This window comes from Nocardioides sp. Root122, assembly GCF_001425025.1.
Lineage (GTDB): Bacteria > Actinomycetota > Actinomycetes > Propionibacteriales > Nocardioidaceae > Nocardioides.
Genome location: NZ_LMDE01000013.1, coordinates 92981 through 110902, shown reverse-complemented (window position 1 = coordinate 110902; position 17922 = coordinate 92981). Strand labels below are relative to the sequence as shown.

The 17922-nt window shown below is 71.6% G+C and carries 19 protein-coding genes; 8 read left to right on the top strand and 11 right to left on the bottom strand.

Features of this window, described 5'->3' with window-relative positions:
* The first annotated feature begins 112 nt into the window (after positions 1–112).
* The gene (locus ASC64_RS17630) at positions 113–1285 is read left to right on the top strand and encodes an acyl-CoA dehydrogenase family protein (protein WP_056908861.1); all 1173 of its coding nucleotides are present in this window, start codon (positions 113–115) and stop codon (positions 1283–1285) included.
* Here the strand turns inward: ASC64_RS17630 and ASC64_RS17625 are convergent.
* On the bottom strand, positions 1274–2860 hold the full coding sequence (locus ASC64_RS17625) for a methyl-accepting chemotaxis protein (protein ID WP_056908860.1): 1587 nt from the start codon (positions 2858–2860) through the stop codon (positions 1274–1276). The genes ASC64_RS17630 and ASC64_RS17625 overlap by 12 nt on opposite strands.
* A 168-nt stretch (positions 2861–3028) precedes the next feature.
* On the opposite strand from ASC64_RS17625, the gene ASC64_RS17620 reads away from it, so the two are divergent.
* The 3 genes from ASC64_RS17620 to crcB are packed head-to-tail and all read left to right on the top strand — an operon-like array spanning position 3029 to position 4262.
* Complete coding sequence (locus ASC64_RS17620; RefSeq protein ID WP_082550600.1) at positions 3029–3568, top strand: fluoride efflux transporter FluC; 540 nt, start codon at positions 3029–3031, stop codon at positions 3566–3568.
* The gene (locus tag ASC64_RS17615) at positions 3568–3891 is read left to right on the top strand and encodes a DUF190 domain-containing protein (protein ID WP_056908859.1); all 324 of its coding nucleotides are present in this window, start codon (positions 3568–3570) and stop codon (positions 3889–3891) included. The genes ASC64_RS17620 and ASC64_RS17615 overlap by 1 nt, the downstream gene beginning before the upstream one ends.
* Positions 3888–4262, top strand: a complete 375-nt coding sequence (crcB, locus tag ASC64_RS17610; RefSeq protein ID WP_156385268.1) for a fluoride efflux transporter CrcB — start codon at positions 3888–3890, stop codon at positions 4260–4262. Before ASC64_RS17615 ends, crcB begins: the two co-directional genes overlap by 4 nt.
* 24 nt (positions 4263–4286) lie before the next feature.
* Here crcB and ASC64_RS17605 read toward each other — a convergent pair whose 3' ends face one another.
* On the bottom strand, positions 4287–5327 hold the full coding sequence (locus ASC64_RS17605) for a zinc-binding dehydrogenase (RefSeq protein ID WP_056908858.1): 1041 nt from the start codon (positions 5325–5327) through the stop codon (positions 4287–4289).
* A 58-nt stretch (positions 5328–5385) separates the two neighbouring features.
* On the opposite strand from ASC64_RS17605, the gene ASC64_RS17600 reads away from it, so the two are divergent.
* Together ASC64_RS17600 and ASC64_RS17595 are read left to right on the top strand one after the other, a co-directional pair.
* Positions 5386–6159: a dienelactone hydrolase family protein gene (locus tag ASC64_RS17600; protein ID WP_056908857.1), complete on the top strand. Its 774-nt coding sequence runs from the start codon at positions 5386–5388 to the stop codon at positions 6157–6159.
* A 10-nt stretch (positions 6160–6169) separates the two neighbouring features.
* Positions 6170–7018: a hypothetical protein gene (locus tag ASC64_RS17595; RefSeq protein ID WP_056908856.1), complete on the top strand. Its 849-nt coding sequence runs from the start codon at positions 6170–6172 to the stop codon at positions 7016–7018.
* Here ASC64_RS17595 and ASC64_RS17590 read toward each other — a convergent pair.
* From ASC64_RS17590 to ASC64_RS17550, 9 genes are all read right to left on the bottom strand, one after another.
* Positions 7010–8689 carry a copper resistance CopC/CopD family protein gene (locus ASC64_RS17590; protein WP_056908855.1) on the bottom strand — a complete coding sequence of 560 codons (1680 nt, stop codon included), beginning with the start codon at positions 8687–8689 and terminating at the stop codon, positions 7010–7012. The two genes, ASC64_RS17595 and ASC64_RS17590, sit on opposite strands and share 9 nt — an antisense overlap.
* Complete coding sequence (locus ASC64_RS17585; RefSeq protein WP_056908854.1) at positions 8686–9387, bottom strand: YcnI family copper-binding membrane protein; 702 nt, start codon at positions 9385–9387, stop codon at positions 8686–8688. Before ASC64_RS17585 ends, ASC64_RS17590 begins: the two co-directional genes overlap by 4 nt.
* A gap of 65 nt (positions 9388–9452) precedes the next feature.
* Entirely contained in the window at positions 9453–10001 is a 549-nt protein-coding gene (locus ASC64_RS17580) for a hypothetical protein (RefSeq protein WP_056908853.1), read from the bottom strand.
* A gap of 33 nt (positions 10002–10034) precedes the next feature.
* The gene (locus ASC64_RS17575; protein WP_056908852.1) at positions 10035–10451 is read right to left on the bottom strand and encodes a DUF1707 SHOCT-like domain-containing protein; all 417 of its coding nucleotides are present in this window, start codon (positions 10449–10451) and stop codon (positions 10035–10037) included.
* Positions 10448–11152 (bottom strand): PadR family transcriptional regulator, encoded by a 705-nt coding sequence (locus ASC64_RS17570; RefSeq protein ID WP_056908851.1) that lies wholly within the window; start codon positions 11150–11152, stop codon positions 10448–10450. The genes ASC64_RS17575 and ASC64_RS17570 overlap by 4 nt, the downstream gene beginning before the upstream one ends.
* A gap of 178 nt (positions 11153–11330) precedes the next feature.
* Positions 11331–12935, bottom strand: a complete 1605-nt coding sequence (locus tag ASC64_RS17565) for a hypothetical protein (protein ID WP_156385267.1) — start codon at positions 12933–12935, stop codon at positions 11331–11333.
* Positions 12936–13057: 122 nt separating this feature from the next.
* Positions 13058–14143, bottom strand: a complete 1086-nt coding sequence (locus ASC64_RS17560) for a pentapeptide repeat-containing protein (RefSeq protein ID WP_056908849.1) — start codon at positions 14141–14143, stop codon at positions 13058–13060.
* Positions 14144–14523: 380 nt separating this feature from the next.
* Positions 14524–15330 carry a hypothetical protein gene (locus ASC64_RS17555; protein WP_156385266.1) on the bottom strand — a complete coding sequence of 269 codons (807 nt, stop codon included), beginning with the start codon at positions 15328–15330 and terminating at the stop codon, positions 14524–14526.
* Positions 15331–15524: 194 nt separating this feature from the next.
* Complete coding sequence (locus tag ASC64_RS17550) at positions 15525–16745, bottom strand: LCP family protein (RefSeq protein ID WP_056908847.1); 1221 nt, start codon at positions 16743–16745, stop codon at positions 15525–15527.
* 25 nt (positions 16746–16770) lie between these two features.
* On the opposite strand from ASC64_RS17550, the gene ASC64_RS17545 reads away from it, so the two are divergent.
* Together ASC64_RS17545 and ASC64_RS17540 are read left to right on the top strand one after the other, a co-directional pair.
* Positions 16771–17274 (top strand): acyl-CoA thioesterase, encoded by a 504-nt coding sequence (locus ASC64_RS17545; protein WP_056908846.1) that lies wholly within the window; start codon positions 16771–16773, stop codon positions 17272–17274.
* A gap of 7 nt (positions 17275–17281) precedes the next feature.
* On the top strand, positions 17282–17896 hold the full coding sequence (locus ASC64_RS17540; protein ID WP_056908845.1) for a GNAT family N-acetyltransferase: 615 nt from the start codon (positions 17282–17284) through the stop codon (positions 17894–17896).
* The last annotated feature ends 26 nt before the right edge of the window (positions 17897–17922 follow it).

Sequence of the window (17922 nt, the reverse complement as noted above, 5' to 3'; positions counted from 1 at the left end):
CCTCACGCCCGGTCGGTGCCTCGGCACCGGCCGGGCGTTGTCGTCCCCGAGTGGTCAGCACCACACCGTCGCAGCCTGCTGCGAAATGCATGGACGTCCTAGGATCTGACCCATGAGCGAGTTCCCCCTCTACGCCCTGTCCGAGGAGCACCAGGCCATCCGCGAGGCGGTCCGGGCGGTCGCCGACGCGAAGATCGCGCCCCACGCCGCCGCGGTCGACGAGGAGGCTCGCTACCCCCACGAGGCGGCCGCGGCCCTGCTCGCCTCGGACTTCCACGCCCCGCACGTGCCCGAGCAGTACGGCGGTGCCGGTGCCGACGCCCTCGCGACCGTGCTGGTCATCGAGGAGGTCGCCCGGGCGTGCGTCTCGTCCTCGCTCATCCCGGCGGTGAACAAGCTCGGCTCCCTCCCGGTGCAGATCGCCGGCTCCGAGGAGCTCAAGCAGAAGTACCTCGGTGCGCTGGCTCGCGGTGAGGGCGGCTTCTCCTACTGCCTCTCCGAGCCCGACGCCGGCTCGGACGCCGGTGGCATGAAGACCCGCGCGGTCCGCGACGGCGACGAGTGGGTGATCGACGGCGTGAAGCGCTGGATCACCAACGCGGGGGAGTCGGAGTTCTACACCGTCATGGCGGTCACCGACACCGAGAAGAAGACCCGCGGCGGCATCTCGGCCTTCGTCGTCGAGAAGTCCGACGCGGGCGTCTCCTTCGGCGCCCCGGAGAAGAAGCTCGGCATCAAGGGCTCGCCGACCCGCGAGGTCTACTTCGACAAGGTGCGGGTCCCCGCCGACCGGATGATCGGCGAGGAGGGCACCGGCTTCGCGACGGCCATGAAGACGCTCGACCACACCCGCGTCACCATCGCCGCCCAGGCCGTCGGCGTCGCGCAGGGCGCCCTCGACTACGCGCTGGGCTACGCCAAGGAGCGCCAGCAGTTCGGCAAGTCGATCGCCGACTTCCAGGGCCTGCAGTTCCTGCTCGCCGACATGGGCATGAAGGTCGAGGCGGCGCGCCAGATGACCTACGCCGCGGCCGGCCGCTCCGAGCGCGGCGACGACGACCTGACCTTCTTCGGCGCGGCCGCGAAGTGCTTCGCCTCCGACGTCGCGATGGAGGTCACGGTCAATGCCGTGCAGGTCCTCGGTGGATACGGCTACACCCGCGACTACCCGGTCGAGCGGATGATGCGCGACGCCAAGATCACCCAGATCTACGAGGGCACCAACCAGGTCCAGCGCATCGTGATGGCGCGCCAGCTCCTCGCCGGGGTCCAGTCAGAGCTCTGACCGGAAGGCCGACACCGCGAGCTGCAGCTCCTCCGACATCCGCTCGAGGTCGCTGGCCGCGGTCGTGACCTGCTGCAGGTCGGTGGTGGTCTGCTCGGTCACGGTGGCCACCTCCTGGATGGTGCTCGCGATCGAGCGGCCGCTCTCGGCCGTCGTGGCGACCGAGCGCGTCATCTCGTTGGTGGTCGCGGTCTGCTCCTCGACGGCACCGGCGATGGCGGTCTGGTAGTCGCTGATCCGCGCGATCACCTCGGAGATCTCGGCGATCGCCGCCACCGCGTGCGAGGCGTCAGTCTGCATCGCCTCGACCTTGCCGGCGATGTCCTCGGTGGCCCGCGCCGTCTCCTGTGCGAGGTCCTTGACCTCCCCGGCGACGACGGCGAAGCCGCGCCCGGCGTCGCCGGCCCGTGCCGCCTCGATGGTGGCGTTGAGCGCCAGCAGGTTCGTCTGCTCGGCGATGCTGGTGATGACCTTGACGACGCTGCCGATCTGCGCCGTGGAGTCGCCGAGCTGGCCGATGGTGCGGTTGGTCGCCTCGGCGGAGGACACCGCCAGGGCGGCGACCTCCGCGGCTTGGTGGGCGTTCTGCGAGATCTCCCGGATCGAGGCACCCATCTCCTCCGCAGCGGCGGAGACGGTGTCGATGCCGCTGCTCACGCCGCCGGCCGCCGCGGCGACCTGCCCGGCGCGCACCGTCGTGTCCTGGGCCGCCTGCTCGATCTCGCGGCTGCCCGCCGTGAGCTGGCCGGCGGCCGAGTGCAGCTGCTCGGCGGTCCCGACCACGCCGTCGATCACGCCGGCGATCCGCTCGGTGACCGCGTTGACCGCGCCGTTGAGCTGGTCCAGCTCGGTCCGGCCCGCGCCCTCGTCGAGGCGTGCCGACAGGTCGCCGTCCCGCAGGGACGCCACCGCGTCACGCAGCGGTCGGGTGATGCTGCGCGAGACGACGAGCGACAGGCCGGCGATCACCAGCAGGACGACGGCTGCCTGCGCGGCGAGCGTGAGGCCGGCGTGCAGGGCGGCGGAGCTGATGTCGTCGACGTAGACGCCCGATCCGACGATCCACCCCCACGGCTCGTAGCCGGCGACGTAGGAGACCTTCGGCTGCGGGTCCTCCTCACCCGGCTTGGGCCACTGGTACTCGACGAACCCGCTGCCGGACTGCTTCACGGTGTCGACCATCTCGACGAACAGCTTCTTGCCGTCGGGGTCCTCGTTGCCGCTGAGGTCGGTGCCGTCGAGCTCGGGCTTGATCGGGTGCATGACCATCGTCGGGCCCATGTCGTTGACCCAGAAGTACTCCTCGCCGGAGTAGCGCAGGCCGCGCAGGACCTCGACGGCCTGCTGCTGGGCCTGGCGCTCGGTGAGCTCGCCGCTGTCCGCCCGGGCGCCGTAGCTCTCGATGACGCCGAGGGCGGTCTCGACGACCGCCTTGGTGCCGGCGTGGCGCTCGGTGGTGATCTCGGACCGCACCTTGAGCACCGCCATGCCGACCACGGCGATGATCCCGACGACGGTGATCAGGACCAGGGCGAGCAGGCGTGTGCTGATGCGGCTGTTGCGCAGGAAGGACATGGGGGAGCTCCAAGCGGGGTGGGGGTCGGGTGTCCCATCGGCGCGGAGGGCGGCCGCCTGAGCGGTCCTCGCGACTGGGTAGCATCGGGTCCACACGAAGGCGGTGGGGCTCGCCGACAACCGTGGCAACGGCCACCAACAGTCCCTACCTGACGAGGTAGGAGGACCATGCCCGAGCACGAGTCACTCGAGGACGCCACGATCGCTGGCCTCCCGATCGACCCCGACGTCGACGGGCCAGGGGTGCTCCGTTCCCACGCTGACGTGCTCGCGGTGATCGCTGCGGGCGGTGCGTTGGGCAGCGTGGCGCGGTGGGCCGTGGGGGAGGCGCTCCCGGCGGACTCCCACGGATTCCCCTGGTCGACGTTCGTCGAGAACTGCACCGGTGCGTTCGCCCTCGGTGCGCTGATGGTGCTCGTCCTCGACGTGTGGCCCCCGCACCGCTACCTCCGCCCGTTCCTGGGCGTGGGTGTCCTCGGTGGCTACACCACGTTCTCGACCTACATGCTCGACGCGCGCGGGCTGCTCGCCGCGGGTCACGAGGTCACCGCCTTCGCCTACCTCGCCGGCACCCTGCTCGTCGGGCTCCTCGCCGTCTGGCTCGGCATCGTCGGCGCCCGCGCGACGGTGGCGGGCGCGCGACGGCGTCGTCGCTCCACCCACCATGAGCAGCCCGACGCGCTGCCGACCGACCAGGAGGACACGTGATGGACACCGACACCCGCGCTGCCCGGCTCACGATCATCGTCGGGGAGTCCGACCAGTTCCACGGCCGCCCGGTCTACACCGAGATCGTGCACCGCGCACACCGGGCCGGGCTCGCCGGTGCCAGCGCCTTCCGCGGCATCGAGGGCTTCGGCAGGTCCCACCACGTCCACACTGCCAGGCTGCTCTCGCTGAGCGAGGAGCTCCCGGTGCTCGTCGTCGTGGTCGACGCCGAGGACAAGGTGCGCGCCTTCCTCCCCGAGCTCGACGACCTGGCCATCGAAGGACTCGTGATCATCGAGCCGGTGGAGGTCGTGCACCGGTGACCGTCCTGATGGTCATCGTCGGAGGGGCGGTGGGTGCCCCGCTGCGCTACCTGACCGACCTCCTCGTCCAGGCCCGCCACGACAGCGTCTTCCCCTGGGGCACGTTCACGGTCAACATCCTGGGGTCGCTCGTGCTGGGCGTCACCGCAGGCGCCGCGGTGGCGCTGGCGCCCCCTGCGTGGGTCCTGGCGTTGGTCGGCACGGGACTCTGCGGTGCGTTCACCACCTTCTCCACGTTCGGGTTCGAGACCATCCGGCTCATCGAGCAGGGGTCGTGGTCGACCGCGCTCGCCAACGCCGGGGCGAGCCTCGCGGTCGGGCTCGGCGTGTGCGCCGGGGCGTACGCCGCGTCCGTCGCGGTCCTGGGATGACGCAGGGGGCGATCGGACCGGCCGTCAGCGCCGGGGGTCCACGATCGTCATGCCAGCCACGGTCGTCCGGTCGTACGCGGGCAGCAGGGTCGCGGCCTCCTCGAGCCCGATGACACGCTCGACGAGGTCCTGCGGCCGCAGCGCGCCGCGGACGACGAGCTCGAGCATCTCGGGGTAGTCCGCCGCTGCCATCCCGTGGCAGCCGAGGACGTCGAGCTCCCACCCGATGACGCGCGCCATCGGCACCCGAGGTTGTCCCTGGACCGGGGGGAGCAGGCCGACCTGGGCCAACCGACCGCGGCGGCGCAGGGCAAGCACGGCGTCGGCGCAGGTCTGCTCGCTGCCGACGGCGTCGACGGCGACGTGGGTGCCGCCCGGGACGAGGTCCGTCACCGCGGACGGGACGTCGACACCGTCGGCGAGGACGGTGTGCTCGGCGCCGAGCCGTGCCGCGACGGCGAGCGCCTCGGGGTTGCGGTCCACAGCGACCACGCGGGCGCCCACCGCCCGGGCGATCATCACCGCGCTCAGCCCGACCCCGCCGGCGCCGACGACGGTCACCCACTCGCCGTCGCGCAGGTGGGCACGGCCGACGAGGGCGCGGTAGGCGGTCGCGAACCGGCAGCCCAGGCTGGCGGCGCTGACGTCGTGGACGTCGTCGGGCACGGCCACGAGGTTGGTGTCGGCGGCGTGCAGCGCGACGTGCTCGGCAAACGAGCCCCAGTGCGTGAAACCGGGCTGCTGCTGGTCGGGACAGACCTGCGCGTTGCCGGAGGTGCACCACTCGCAGGCGCCGCAGCCGCACACGAAGGGGACCGTGACCCGGTCGCCGGCCCGCCAGCGCATGACGCCTGCACCGACCTGGACGACCTCACCCGCCAGCTCGTGGCCGGGGACGTGGGGGAACACCACGTCCTCGTCGTGGCCGGCCCAGGCGTGCCAGTCGCTGCGGCACACGCCGGTGGCGGCGACCCGGACCACGACCCCGCCGGGCGGTGCGGTGGGCTCCGGTACGTCGGTGACGACGGGCTGCCCGGTGGCGGCGGGGACGAGGACTGCGCGCATGGGCCGATTCTTCCCGAGGGGTCCGGTGGGTCGGGGCGGGGTGGCTAGCCTCGGGATCGTGCCCACCCTCACGCTGACCGTTCCCGACGGCGAGGCCGAGGCCTACCTGGCCCCCGCTCCCGGCGGCGAGCCCGCGCCCGGCGTCCTGTTCGTCATCGACGCGATCGGGCTGCGCCCGCGGATCGAGGAGATGGCCGACCGGATCGCCTCCTGGGGCTACACGGTCCTGGCGCCCCACGTCTTCTTCCGCGAGGGCACCGCGGCCGACCTCGCGCCGCAGGGCGACCTCCGCGACCCGGGTGCGCGCGAGGAGTTCATGGGCGAGGCGATGGCGCGGGTGGGGCGGCTGACCCCGGACCTGCTGGCGCGGGACCTGCCGGCGTACCTCGCCGCGCTGCGCGCCCGCCCCGAGGTGGTGGGGGAGGAGGTCGGCGTGACCGGCTACTGCATGGGCGCCCGGATCGCGGTCCGCGCCGCCGGGCTCGACCCCGACGTGGTCGCCGTAGGTGGCTGGCACGGCGGTGGCCTGGTCACCGACCAGCCCGACAGCCCGCACCTCACGCTGGTCACGGCACGCGCGTCCTTCGCCTTCGGCCACGCGTCGGACGACCGGTCGATGCCCCCCGAGGCGGTCGCGGCGCTCGGCGCAGCGCTGGACGCGGCCGGGCTGACGGCGGTCAACGAGGTCTTCCCCGGCCCGCACGGCTACTCCATGGCCGACACGGCGATGTACGACGAGGAGTCGACCGAACGGCACTTCGCGAGCCTGCGCACCCTCCTCGACTCCACCCTCGACTCCACCCTCGGTCCCGGGCGCGCCAACGGCTCGTAGGCTGACGCGCGTGACCGTACGACGCCGCCTGACCGCCGTGGCGGTCCTCGGGGTCCTCGCTGCCACCGGCTGCACGACCGACGACCCCGGGCAGGTCGCCGCGGGCCACTCGCACGCCGGCGGCGGCATCGTGTCGATGGCTGTCGGTGACGGCACCCGCGTCTCCGAGGTCGGCTACACGCTGAGCGACCTGCAGGTGCGCGAGCGGCCACGCGGGATCGGCGAGGTGCGCTTCCGCATCGAGGGCCACGACGGTGGCCCGGTGACCGACTACGTCGAGGAGCAGACCAAGGAGCTCCACCTCTACGTCGTCAACGACGCACTGACCGTCTTCCGCCACCTGCACCCGACCCGCGCCGCCGACGGCACGTGGTCCGCGCCCTTCGACGTACCGGACGCGGGGGCCTACCGCGTGGTGGCGGAGTTCGTCGCGAAGGACGAGGGTGGCAACGGCGACCACGTCGTGCTCGGCCGGCCGCTCGCCCTGCCGCCCGGCGACCCGGGGGACACGGTCGCGGAGGACCGGGTGGTCGGCGTGACCGTCTCGCAGGCGCCGGACGCCGGCCCCAACGGGCTGCTCCGGCTGGTGGTGCGCGACGCGCAGCGCCGGCCGGTGGACCTCGGCACCTACCTCGGCACCTACGGCCACGTCACCGGCTTCAACACCCGGACGGGCGCGATGGTGCACCTGCACCCGCTGGACGCACCGGACGTCACCGAGGACGGGTCCGAGCTGACCTTCCACGCCGACATCGAGCAGGCCGGCGACTACCGGTTGTTCGTGCAGGTGCGCGTCGACGGCTTCCTGCACACCGTGCCGGTCGAGCTCACGGTCGGACCCGCCGCCGGATCAGCCTGAGACGCTCAGCCTGACGGTCGTCACCGGGCTCTCGAAGCGGCTCAGCCGCAGGCTCACCTGGACCTCCCACTCCCCGGCGCGAGGCACCACGACCTCGCCCTGGTAGGTGCCGGCCGCGATCGGTCGCACGGTGACCTCGCCGATGTCGAGGCCGTGGGTGCGCAGCGAGACGACCGGGTTGGTGGCCGGGTCGTAGGGATCGCCGGCAGCGTCCTGCACCTGCACGAGGAGGGTGTTGCTGCCGACCCGCTGCGGGTCCATGACGGCGAGGACCTTGAGCTCGCCTGCGGTGGCGACGCCCGTGCCGGTCATGCCGGACGCCGCGGTGACGGGCGCGGGGCGGGGCGACGTGTTCACCAGCACCCCGGTCACGCCGAGCAGCACCACGAGCAGCACCGCCTCGACGCGCACCGTGCGGGTCACCAGCACGGCGGCGTGCTGGCGGTCGCCGAAGCCGCTGGCGGCCCGGACCGCCGGGAGGGTGCGCCAGCGGTTCCACCCGCCGATGGCGGCCACGAGGGCAGCGATCCCGATCTTGGCGAGCAGCAGCCAGCCGTACGCCGTCTCGACGAGCGGTGCCCACGACCCCACGATCCGCCAGGCCAGGAAAGCGCCGGCTCCGGCCACCACCAGGAGCAGGCCGCCGGCGATGGTCGAGAAGCGGGACAGGGCCTGCGCGGCCAGCAGCTCGCGGCCTGCGAGGGCCCGCAACGTCAGGACGAGGCCCACCAGGCCGCCCAGCCACATCGCTCCTGCGCCCACGTGCAGGACGTCCCACATGATGAGGACCGGGGCCGGGGCGAAGGCCCGCGTGTGGCCCACCAGGGACGGTCCGGCCAGTGCCAGGACCGAGCCGATGCCGATCACCCGGCCAGCGACGAGACCGGGTGGGGCGTCGGTCATCGTGCGCACCACCAGGCCCAGCCCGACCACGACCAGCGCGGCACAGGCCATCTCGTTGACCACGAGGCCGGCGTCGAACCCGCTCCCCAGGTCGCTGAGCTCGAGGCCCTGGCCGTAGACGGACGCCACCGGCACCTGCAGCACCACGGCCGCCGCAGCCACCCCGGCGGCGTACGCCGTCAGCCGGCGCAGCCGACCGCGGACCTGGCGTCCGTCCCAGGCGCGAGGGAGCACGAGAACCACGAACAGTCCGAGTCCCGCGGCGATGAGGAGCCCGAGCAGGGAGAGCACGGTCAGGCCGTCGCGGATCACGGTCACCACGGCCGAGGAGCTCTCCGGCTCGCGAGGTGCGACGACGGACGCGCTGGCGGCGCCGACCGAGAAGGTCAGCGCGCCGGAGATCGGGTGGCCGTCGCCCGAGAGCACGTTCCAGGACACGACGTAGGAGCCGTCGGCGAGGTCGGCGGCGTCCGCCAGCTCCACCGTGACCTCCGTGCCGCTCGCGCCGGCGGTCGAGGGCACCTCGTCGCCCTGCGCGTCGTAGACCGCGATCTGCTGCGACGTCAGCCGGACCGGCTCGTTGAAGGTCAGGGTCACTGTCTCCGGGGCGGCATCCACGACAGCGCCTTCGGCGGGGTCGGAGGAGATGAGCTCCGCGTGCGCCGAGGCCGGCGCGCCGAACCCGACCACGAGCGCGAGCGCGACCAGCGCGGCGGCGACCAGGCCCAGGGCCCGGTGCCGTCGCGCCGGTCGCGTCGCGAGTGTCACGGGGTCGTGCGCGTCCGCGCCAGGGCGAGCCCGCCGGCGGCCAGGCCGAGCAGGCCGGCGACGAGGCCGGCCCAGCCGAGGGCGGCCGAGCCGTCGGAGTCGCCCTCGGCGTCGGGTTCGTCCGAGGCCTCGTCAGCAGAGGAGTGGTGGCCCTCGCCGCTCGCCGGCAGGATCTCGAAGGACGGCGCCGGGTGCTCGAGCTCGTCGGCGTCCTGCCCCTCCGCGGCGACCTCGGTCCAGTCCGTGCGGCCCTTCTCGCAGGTCTGGATCGTCGGGAAGGCGAGCACCTCACCTTCCGCGTCGGGCACCTGGAAGGACAGCTCGAAGGTGTCGCGCTGGCCGTCGGGGAGCGGGGTGGTGGCGGTGTAGGTGATCGACGACGTGCGCTCGGTGACCTCGTTGCCGTGGGCGTCGGTGGTCGGCTGGTCGAGCTCGGTGATCGTGCTCTCCACGTCGTAGTAGGGGTTGCGGGTGGGCGTCACCGACAGGACCGACTCCGGGACCTGGATCTCGATCCTGGTGGTGGGCGACTCCTCGCAGCCGTGGGGGACGCTGAACGTCGCCACGGTGAAGGCGCCGGCCGAGGCGTCGGACACGATGGCGCCGACGTGGGCGCTGGCGGGGGCGACGAGCGACAGGGCGATGGCCGCAGTGGCGGCCGGGAGCGCGCAGACGCGCGCGAGGGTGCGGGTGGACATGGGTCTCCTGAGTGAGGGTGGTGCGGGTCTGGGGTCGCGTGGACACACCTGACCCGCATCGGGGCTCAGGCGTGCCGGACCGCCAGCGGTGGTCCGCGTCTCGGCGAGACCAGCAGGTGCACCAGGGAGACGCAGGGCCGCACCTCGTCGTGCGGCGCGCGGAGACGGCGTACGACGAGGGGAGCGGGGTGCTCGACGAGCGAGACGACGAGGCCGGCGGCCCGCCGTCCGGCCCACCACAGCACCGCGGTGAGCACCGTGACGAAGAGGTGCGCGGCGACCATCTGCCACGTCCAGCCGGGGTCGGGGCTCGTCATCGCCTCGTGGCCGGTGTGGACGTGGTCGGCGACCAACCCGAAGGACTCGTGCAGGCCGAGCTGGGCGGCCGCCACGGCCGGTAGCAGCAGTCGGGCGGGCACGTCGCGGGTGAAGAGCAGGACACCGCCGCCGAGCACGACGGCGGCGATGAGCACCAGCCCGGGCGCCGTGGGCACGGTGCCGCCGGCCCAGGTGTGGGCCGACACGGCGCCCGTGAGGACCACGACGGTTGCTGCGAGTGCGCGGGCCAGCGCGTGCGGAGCCCGCACGTGCTCGACCCTCGGCTCCGCGCTCACGCGGCACATCGTCTCAGACGGCCGCCGTTGGGCCTACCAGCCGTGGTGCCCCCGCGGCCGGCGGTAGTCGCCGTGCCCGTAGGCCGGTGCGCAGCCGCCGCGGCGCCCCCGGGCGAAGAACATCAGCGGGAAGACCAGCAGCCACAGCGGCGCCCCGGTGAGCACGCTGAGGGCGACGAGCAGCGCGAGCACGGGCAGCAACGGCAGCCGGAACCCCTGCCTGCGTCGCGCCGCGGCCGGCTTCGCGGGCGGGTACGACACCTGCGGACGGGGGAGGTCGCTGAAGAGCTGCGCCAGGTCGGCGCGGGTGCGCGCCGTCCAGATGGCGTCGAGCCGCTCGTCGTACTCCTCGTGCTCGAGGCGGCCGTCGGCGTAGTGCATGGCCAGGTCGGCCATGGCGCGCTCGCGGTCGCTGTCTGAGATGCGCAGCCGCGGGTCGGGGGCGCTCATCGCTCGGTGTCCCGTCCGTCCCCGTCCCGGCCGTCGGCGAGGATCCCGTAGAGCCGGCGCCGGGTGTCGACCAGGACGTCGAGCGCGGCGCGCCGCTGCTGCTCCGACCCCTGGGTGGCCAGCTGCCAGACCGCGCTGACGACTTGGCCGATCTCGCTCTTGATGTCGGCCTGGCCGGAGGGCTGGTCGGTGGGCTGCTGCTCGGTGGGCGTGAAGGGCGCCCACACGGCGGCCAGCTCGTCGGTGTGCTCCTCGGCCCAGGCGACGCCCTGGTCGGTGAGCCGGATGGTGCGGCGACCGCGCTCGTCGTCGGACTCGACGAGGCCCTCGTCCTGCAGCTGCTGGATGGTCGGGTAGACCGAGCCGGGTGAGGGGCGCCACTCGCCGTGGCTGAGTTCGGCGATCTCCTGGATCACCTGGTAGCCGTTGATGGGCTCCTCGGCCCGCCGGGCGCGGTGCAGGACGTCGATGATCGCGGTGCGGACGTCGCCGCGACGCACGCGCGGGCTGCGCTGCTGCGGTCGCTGGGGCGCGGTGGCGAACCCGAGGAGCTCGCCAAGCCACGGCGGCGGCCCGCCCGGACGTCGTCCGGTGCTGCCTGCGCTCCATCCGCTCCAGCTGCCGCCGCCGGAGCGGTGGCCGGGGCGGTCGTCGGATCGGTCGTTGCCGGGCCAATCGGCCCCGGGCCAGTGGTGTCCCATGTCGTGCTCCCTCGAACTCGTACGCTGAGTGACGTTCGTGATGTATCGCGGAACTATCGAAGACGTATCGCGATATATCGTGAGCGTACGCCGACGCCCAGGACAGGACAAGGTAGAAATTCGGCCGGTCCTGCTGAGCAACGGGCGGAATTCAGCCCGCTGCGCGAGGCGTGCAGGATCAGTAGGCCAGGGACGCCGTGAAGTAGAGCTCGACCCGGTCTTCGATGGCGTCGGCCATCGCCTCACCTTGCTGCTGGGTGAGCCGGTGGGTGCCGGTGTGGTCGACGAGGAACGCCTGCCCGTGGGCGCTCTGCCAGAGGTGTCGGCCGGGGCCGACGACGCGGGTGGTGAGGCCGCTGTGGGTCTTGGTGCGGTGGTGGCGCCGGCGTAGTGGTCCGGAGTTGTGGGGGCCGGTCTGGCCGGGTGGGCCGGTGTCGTCGTAGGGGACGGCGTGGTCGTAGTCGACGCTGTCGCGGGTGGCGGTGCGTGGGGTGAACGGGAAGCAGTCGCCGCCGGTCTGGGCCCAGACGTGGTCCTTGACCACTTCGGGGTGTTCGTAGGCGTCGACGCGGCGGCGCATCCGCAGGTCGAGGACGGGGGTCACGGTCACGTCGGCGTGGCCGAGGACCTCGTGCAGCTGTCGTACGTCGATGGGGCCGACGCCCTCGATGCGTGCGACGCCGGTGCGGGTGCGCAGTGCCTCGTCGGTGAGGTGGACGAACAGCCGGCCGCGGCCGCGCAGCTTGGCGAGCCGTCGGGCCGACATCGCTGCGAGCTTGTCGAGGGTGTCGGCGAGGTGGCCGGGCGCCCAGGCGGGCCGCTTGTTGTCGGTGGGTTCGCCCTCGTCCGTGTCCTCGGTGGACTCCTTGTCCTCCTTGTCCTCCGTGTCCTCCGTGTCCTCTGTGTCCTCGGTGGGCTCGGTGGGCTCGGTGGTCTCGGTGGTCTCGGTGGTCTCGGTGGTCTCGGTGGTCTCGGTGGTCTCGGTGGGCTGGGTGGGCTGGGTGTCCTCGGTGGGCTCGGTGTGCTCGAGGAGGAGCTTGAGGAGGTCGGCGGGGCGGGCGAGCCAGCCCAGGGCGATGGAGCGGAGCTCGTCGTGGTTGTGGTCGTGGCCCATGGTGATCGCGAGGATGTCGGCCACGCGGTCGATCATCGCGTCGAGCCAGGCGGCGTCGCCGGCCGTGACCCGGGCGATGAGGTGGCGGTAGCCGAACTCATCGGAGCGCGAGAGTGTCACGTAGCGCTGGTGGCGGGAGCGTTCCTGCTCGGCGCGGTGGGTCTCGGGGTCGGCCTCGATGACCTTGGCCCGTGCGATCTCGAGGACCGTGGACGGTGCGTGCCCGGCGATGGTCTTGGCGACCGCGCGGTCGACCGTGACGACCTGTTCGCTGAGCAGTGAGCGGGACAGGACGGCGACCTTGCGTGCCACCCAGGGCTCGCAGTCGCCGGCTTCGACGACCGCCCACGTGAGTGGCAGCCGGTGGACCAGGTCGAGCCCGTCCGCGATGAGCGCGCGGGTGGTGGCGGGGTGTGTCTCGCGTGCCATGGCCAGCTCGGGGATCGCGTGCTCGCGGATCTCGGGCGTGCCATCGCCGCCCGGGGTGAGCATCGGGTCGCGGTCGTCGCGGGGGTGGCCGCTGAGGATGGCCCACTGGATCGCGAGACGGAGCTCGTCGACCTCTGCCAGCCGGCGGACGCGGAGGGCGGTGGTGGCCCTGGTCAGCACCTGTGTCGCCGACGCCTCATCAGCCGCGGGAGGCGGCTGGAGGAGGAGGACTTCAGGCATGCCTGATTCTATCGAACATATGTTCGCACAGCAAGGAGTCAAGGGGTTCATTCGACTGTGAGGACGGGCGATCGCGGCGCATAGACGCACGCATGAAGGAGGCTGCCGGTCTGGATGTGCGGTCACAGTGCCGAGCGGAGTGACTCGGGCATTCGAGTCGAGCCGTCAGTGCGCGCTTCTCTGAGAATCTCGAGCAAGCGGGGAGCTACCTCCGGTCCGGCGTATTCCAAAGACGCGTTGCGTAGGTCAAGGTCGGCGACATGACCAACGACCTCGAGTCGGTCGGCGGCGATCCGTGCTCCACGAAGATCGAGGCCGTTGAAGCGTGCGTCCAGCGCGTATGGGTTGAACAGGTCGACGTTCCGGAGATCGACGTGTTCCAAGGACGCCCCGCCTAAGTGAGTCTTGAACATATCGGCGCCTGAGAAGTCGCTCAGTTCTATGTGGGACGCGCCGAGCAGTGTTCCGCGCAAAGATGCTCGGTTGAGCTTGGAGGCGGTGATTTGGGCGCGCTCCATGAACGCATCGTCGAGCGTTGCGCCGGTGAGGACCGTTCCATCGAGTTGCGCTTCGTCCAGCAAAGCATGTTTGAGGCGTGCGCCGGAGAGCCGGGCGTTGCGCAGGTTGGTTCCTCGAAGGTCGCACCGGGAGAGGTCCAACGGAAACCGCTCATCGCGAGCGGGACGTCGACCGAGAACCGTCAAGGCGGCATCGATGTCTGCCGGCGCTTTCCACGGTCCGTGCTCCCCGTCTCTCATTGCGACGCCCCTTAGCGGCGCATCGTTCGCGTCCCACTGGACTGTGGCTCGAGCTCTGATGAACCCAGCTAGGACGTTGACGGTGGCTTCGTGCTCGGCCGCCGACTCAGCCATCAGCTGTTCGAGCGAATAGATGCCTCCTAGACGCTCCTCCAGCTTGTCTGACGACAGCAGCTGCACGGCACTCCGAAATCTTTCCGAGTACTGCCCCCGCTTCGCGAGAGTGTGAGTGCGCGCGGTATAGATAAGCCCGCCCGCCAGCGCCAGGGCTCCGAGCAGCGTGATGAGCGTGCTCCGCGTCGAGTTGAGAAGCGGATAGCTGGCGGCCTCGCCTCCCCAGCGACCCGGCGGGCTCAACGCGGATGCCAAGGGCACGAGGATCGCCCACAGAATGATCCCGCCTGCTGCCGCGCCTACTGCCCACAAGCCGACACTGCGAAATCGCCGCATGACGGCAGCCTAGAGACACTCAATGCCGTCGGAGGATGTCTCTCTTGTTTCGCCTGCGCCGGTGATCAGCGCTGGCGGTCGGGCCGGGCCGTCTGTCGGGCTTGGCGTTGGGAGCCTTGATGAACCGCCGGAGTTTGCGCTGAGTGTGAACCAGAGGGCCGCTAGCGGTGTCCTTGGGGACTCCGAGGGGCGGCGAAGTGACGTAGGTCGATCGCGTTGCACTGCGGCGCACGATGCCGCTCACCAACGCGAGAGGCGTGTCGCGCCACCTGTGTGAACATCTCAGGCGAGATAGTTCGAGTGCTTCGTCGACTGGTACGAAGTTATTCGCACGACGGGACGCCTGACCGTCCGCTGAGCGGCGAGCTGCCTCGGGCAGATTAGGAGAAGTAGCCGTCCACGCCGATTGCATAGGTTGCGCACTTGCCGCCGTATAGGTCTGCAGCGAACGTCACGGTGTCGCCATCCTCAAGATCGCGGTCTGGCTCCGCGAAGTCGCTGACGTAGTCGACGAGTTTGTTCCCGTCGAAGCAGTAGATGGCGACGCTGTATGGACCGGTCACTGCTGCGCCGGTGTCATTAACTGCTCCGCCGACAATCGCGTCGCCCACGAGGTTCGCTTCCGTCAACTTCAGCGGAGCTGTGTTGTACGAGCTCGTGTCGGCTTCCATAGAGTCTGCTGAGAATTCGTACTCGGTTTTGGCCGCGATCGCTTCGGCGTTATCGAAGTAGATGTAGGCCAGCCCGACTTCCCCGGAAGCCACTTGCGCGGGAATCGTCCCCTGACTGGTGCCGCTCGAGACAAGTGACCCACCGCTGCGCGCCGACGCAGTCCAGTCCACGTGCGAGATGGCCTCGCTGGTGTTGTTGCGAAACGCGAACAGCAGGATGCCCGAGTCCTTTAGGAGCGGTCCGACCTGGATGACGGATACTTCGCCCTCGTCACCGGTGGGCAGGTCGGGCTTGGCGTTCCCCCCTAGGAGGCCGCTGGCGTTGAACGGCAGCGCCTCAACCTCGGCGCTCTCCTCCGAGACGTCTGCTTCCTGGGTGTCCGTCGATTCACCGTTGCTAGAACGAACGGACGAGGTCGACTCACTGGCCTCCGTTTCCTCAGTCGAGGAACCGCACGCGTTCAGCGGGAGCATGACGGCAGTCAGGACAGCGGCAACGCGAACTGGTGTCAGCACGCAACGAACGTAGTCGAGCGGAACGGGACTAGAGCGGCTTTGTCGAAGTCCGACGTCTCCGCCTGCTTCCAGGCGACAACGCGTCGACGCCCAGGCCAAGTGCCCGGCCGGCGGCGCTTCGCAGCGCCACCCCGCCGCCCAGTCGTACGCCCGACAGGCCACCGCCAAGCCCCGCCCCCGCAGCACCTCAGGGATCAGCTGCGCGCGCGACCCGTCGGGGTGCAGGCCGACTTCGGCACGGTCGTGTCGCCGATGATCGCCTTGAACAGGGCGGGCGCCCGGTCGGGGTCGGCGATGATCCGGTTGGGGTCGCTGGGCGCCGACAGGTTCGGCATGGTGCAGGTCTGGCTGTCGCCGGTCATGGCGAGCGCGAACCGGCCGAGGTCGAAGGGGTTCATCTCCTCGTCGACGCGGATCGCGCCGGCGGCGGCCATGTTGATGTTCCAGTAGCGCACCGGGTTGAGGAAGGTCCACGGCGTCTTGGCCTCGCTGCCGAGGGCGCTGATCACCTCGCGCTGGCGGGCGACGCGGTCGAGGTCGCTGAGGGCGGTCACGTGCCGGGACCGCGAGTACGCCAGTGCGGTGAGGCCGTCGACCTCCTGGCAGCCCTTCTTGATGTCGAGGCGGGCCATCGGGTCCTTCATGTCCTGCTTCGGGCACACCTCGACGCCGCCGAAGGCGTCCACGGTGTTGATCACGCTGCCGAAGCCGAGCTCGACGTAGTGGTCGATGTGGATGCCGGTCAGCTTCTCCACGCTCGCGACCAGGAGAGGAGCGCCGTCGATCGAGAAGGCCGCGTTGATCATCTGGGTGCCGTGGCCGGGCACCTCGGTGAGGGTGTCGCGGGGGATCGACATCATCGTGCGTCCGCCCGAGCCGGTGTGGAGCACGATGATCGTGTCGGTGTTGGTGCCGCCCCGCTCGCCGGTCTTCAGCACCTTGCGCTGCTCGTCGGAGAGGTCGTCGGCCTTGTCGGAGCCGACGATGAGGTAGTTGGTGCCGGGCTGGTCGGCCGGCCGGTTGCCGCCGGGCTGGGCGTCGACCTTGTCGATCTTCGACCAGGAGTAGAGGGGCACGCCGACGAGGTAGACCAGGAACAGCACGAGCACCAGCGGGATCAGGCCCAAGCGCAGCCGTGGCCGCCAGCGGCGCTTCTTCGGGCGCGGCGGCGGGGCGGTGGTCGCGGCGCGGGGGCGGCTGGGCGGCTGCCCGCCGGAGCCGGAGCCGGAGCCGGAGCCGCGCGCCTCGCGGCGGGCGACGGGCATCACGCGGGTCTCGTCGGGGCGGGCGGCGCCCTGCGCCGGCACCTGCTGGGTGGCGTCGCTGGGAGGGGACTGCGAGGAGCCCCCGTAGAGCCAGTCGTACTCGGGTGTTCCCTTCTCGGGCATCCCGGAGCCCTGCGGACGATCAGCCATGAGAGGGGACGCTACCGTGCCGGGCATGACCACGAGCGCAGCGCGACCCACGTCGTACAGCCGCGTGAGCCTCGGCATCATGGCGCACTCCAGCGAGGCCAACCTCCTCGGCAACGTGCACGGCGGGGAGATCATGAAGCTCGCCGACTCCACCGCCGGCGCGGTCGCGCACCGCCACAGCGGTGGCCCCGCGGTGACCGCCGCGATGGACGAGATGACCTTCCTCGCGCCGGTCCACGTGGGCGACATCATCAAGACCTACGCCCAGGTCAACTGGGCCGGCACCTCCTCGATGGAGATCGGCGTACGGGTCGAGGCCCAGCCGTGGGGCAACGCCGGCGACGAACCGGTCCACGTCGCGAGCGCCTACTTCGTCTTCGTGGCCATCGACGACGACGGCAAGCCGCGCCCCGTGCCGCCGCTGGAGACCGAGACCCCCGGTGACGTACGACGCCAGCGCGAGGCCGAGATCCGCCGCGCCCACCGGCTGGCCCGCAAGACCGAGATCGACCGGGGCCGAGAGGGATGAGCGAAGGGTGAGTGACTGGCGTCACGCCCGCACCGCCCGCCTGTGGCTCGACGAGCCGGTCGACGGCGACGACGAGGCGCTCTTCGCGATTCACGCCGACCCGGCCTCGTGGCGGCACTTCCCGTCCGGACGGGTGACCGACCCGGCCGCCGGCGCGACGATGGTCGGGGCAAGCCGTCGCCGCTTCGGCCGGGACGGTTTGGCGTACTGGTCGGTGCGCGACGAGGCGGGCGGTCCCGTGGTCGGCCGCGGCGGCTGCGCGGTCCCCGACGACTCCCTTCACGCCGACCCGACCGGGCGCGGCTGGTGGAACCTCTACTACCGCCTCGACCAGCGCGTGGTGGGTCGCTGCTACGCGACCGAGATGGGGGACGCCGCGCTCGAGGCAGCGCACGACGTCGCACCGGAGCGGCCGGTGCTCGCCTTCCTGCTCGCGCACAACATCGCCTCGCGCCGCACCGCCGAGAAGCTCGGGCTCCGACTGGTGTGGCGCGGTCCCGACCCCGACAACCCCGATCCCGGTGCCGTACGCCTGGTGTTCCTCGACCGGCAGCCCGACGACGCCCTCGTGACGGCGCTCGCGGCCGAGGGGATGGGTGCCCGGCACCTCGTCGGCGACTGACCGTCGCTGACCGGGCCGCCACGGCG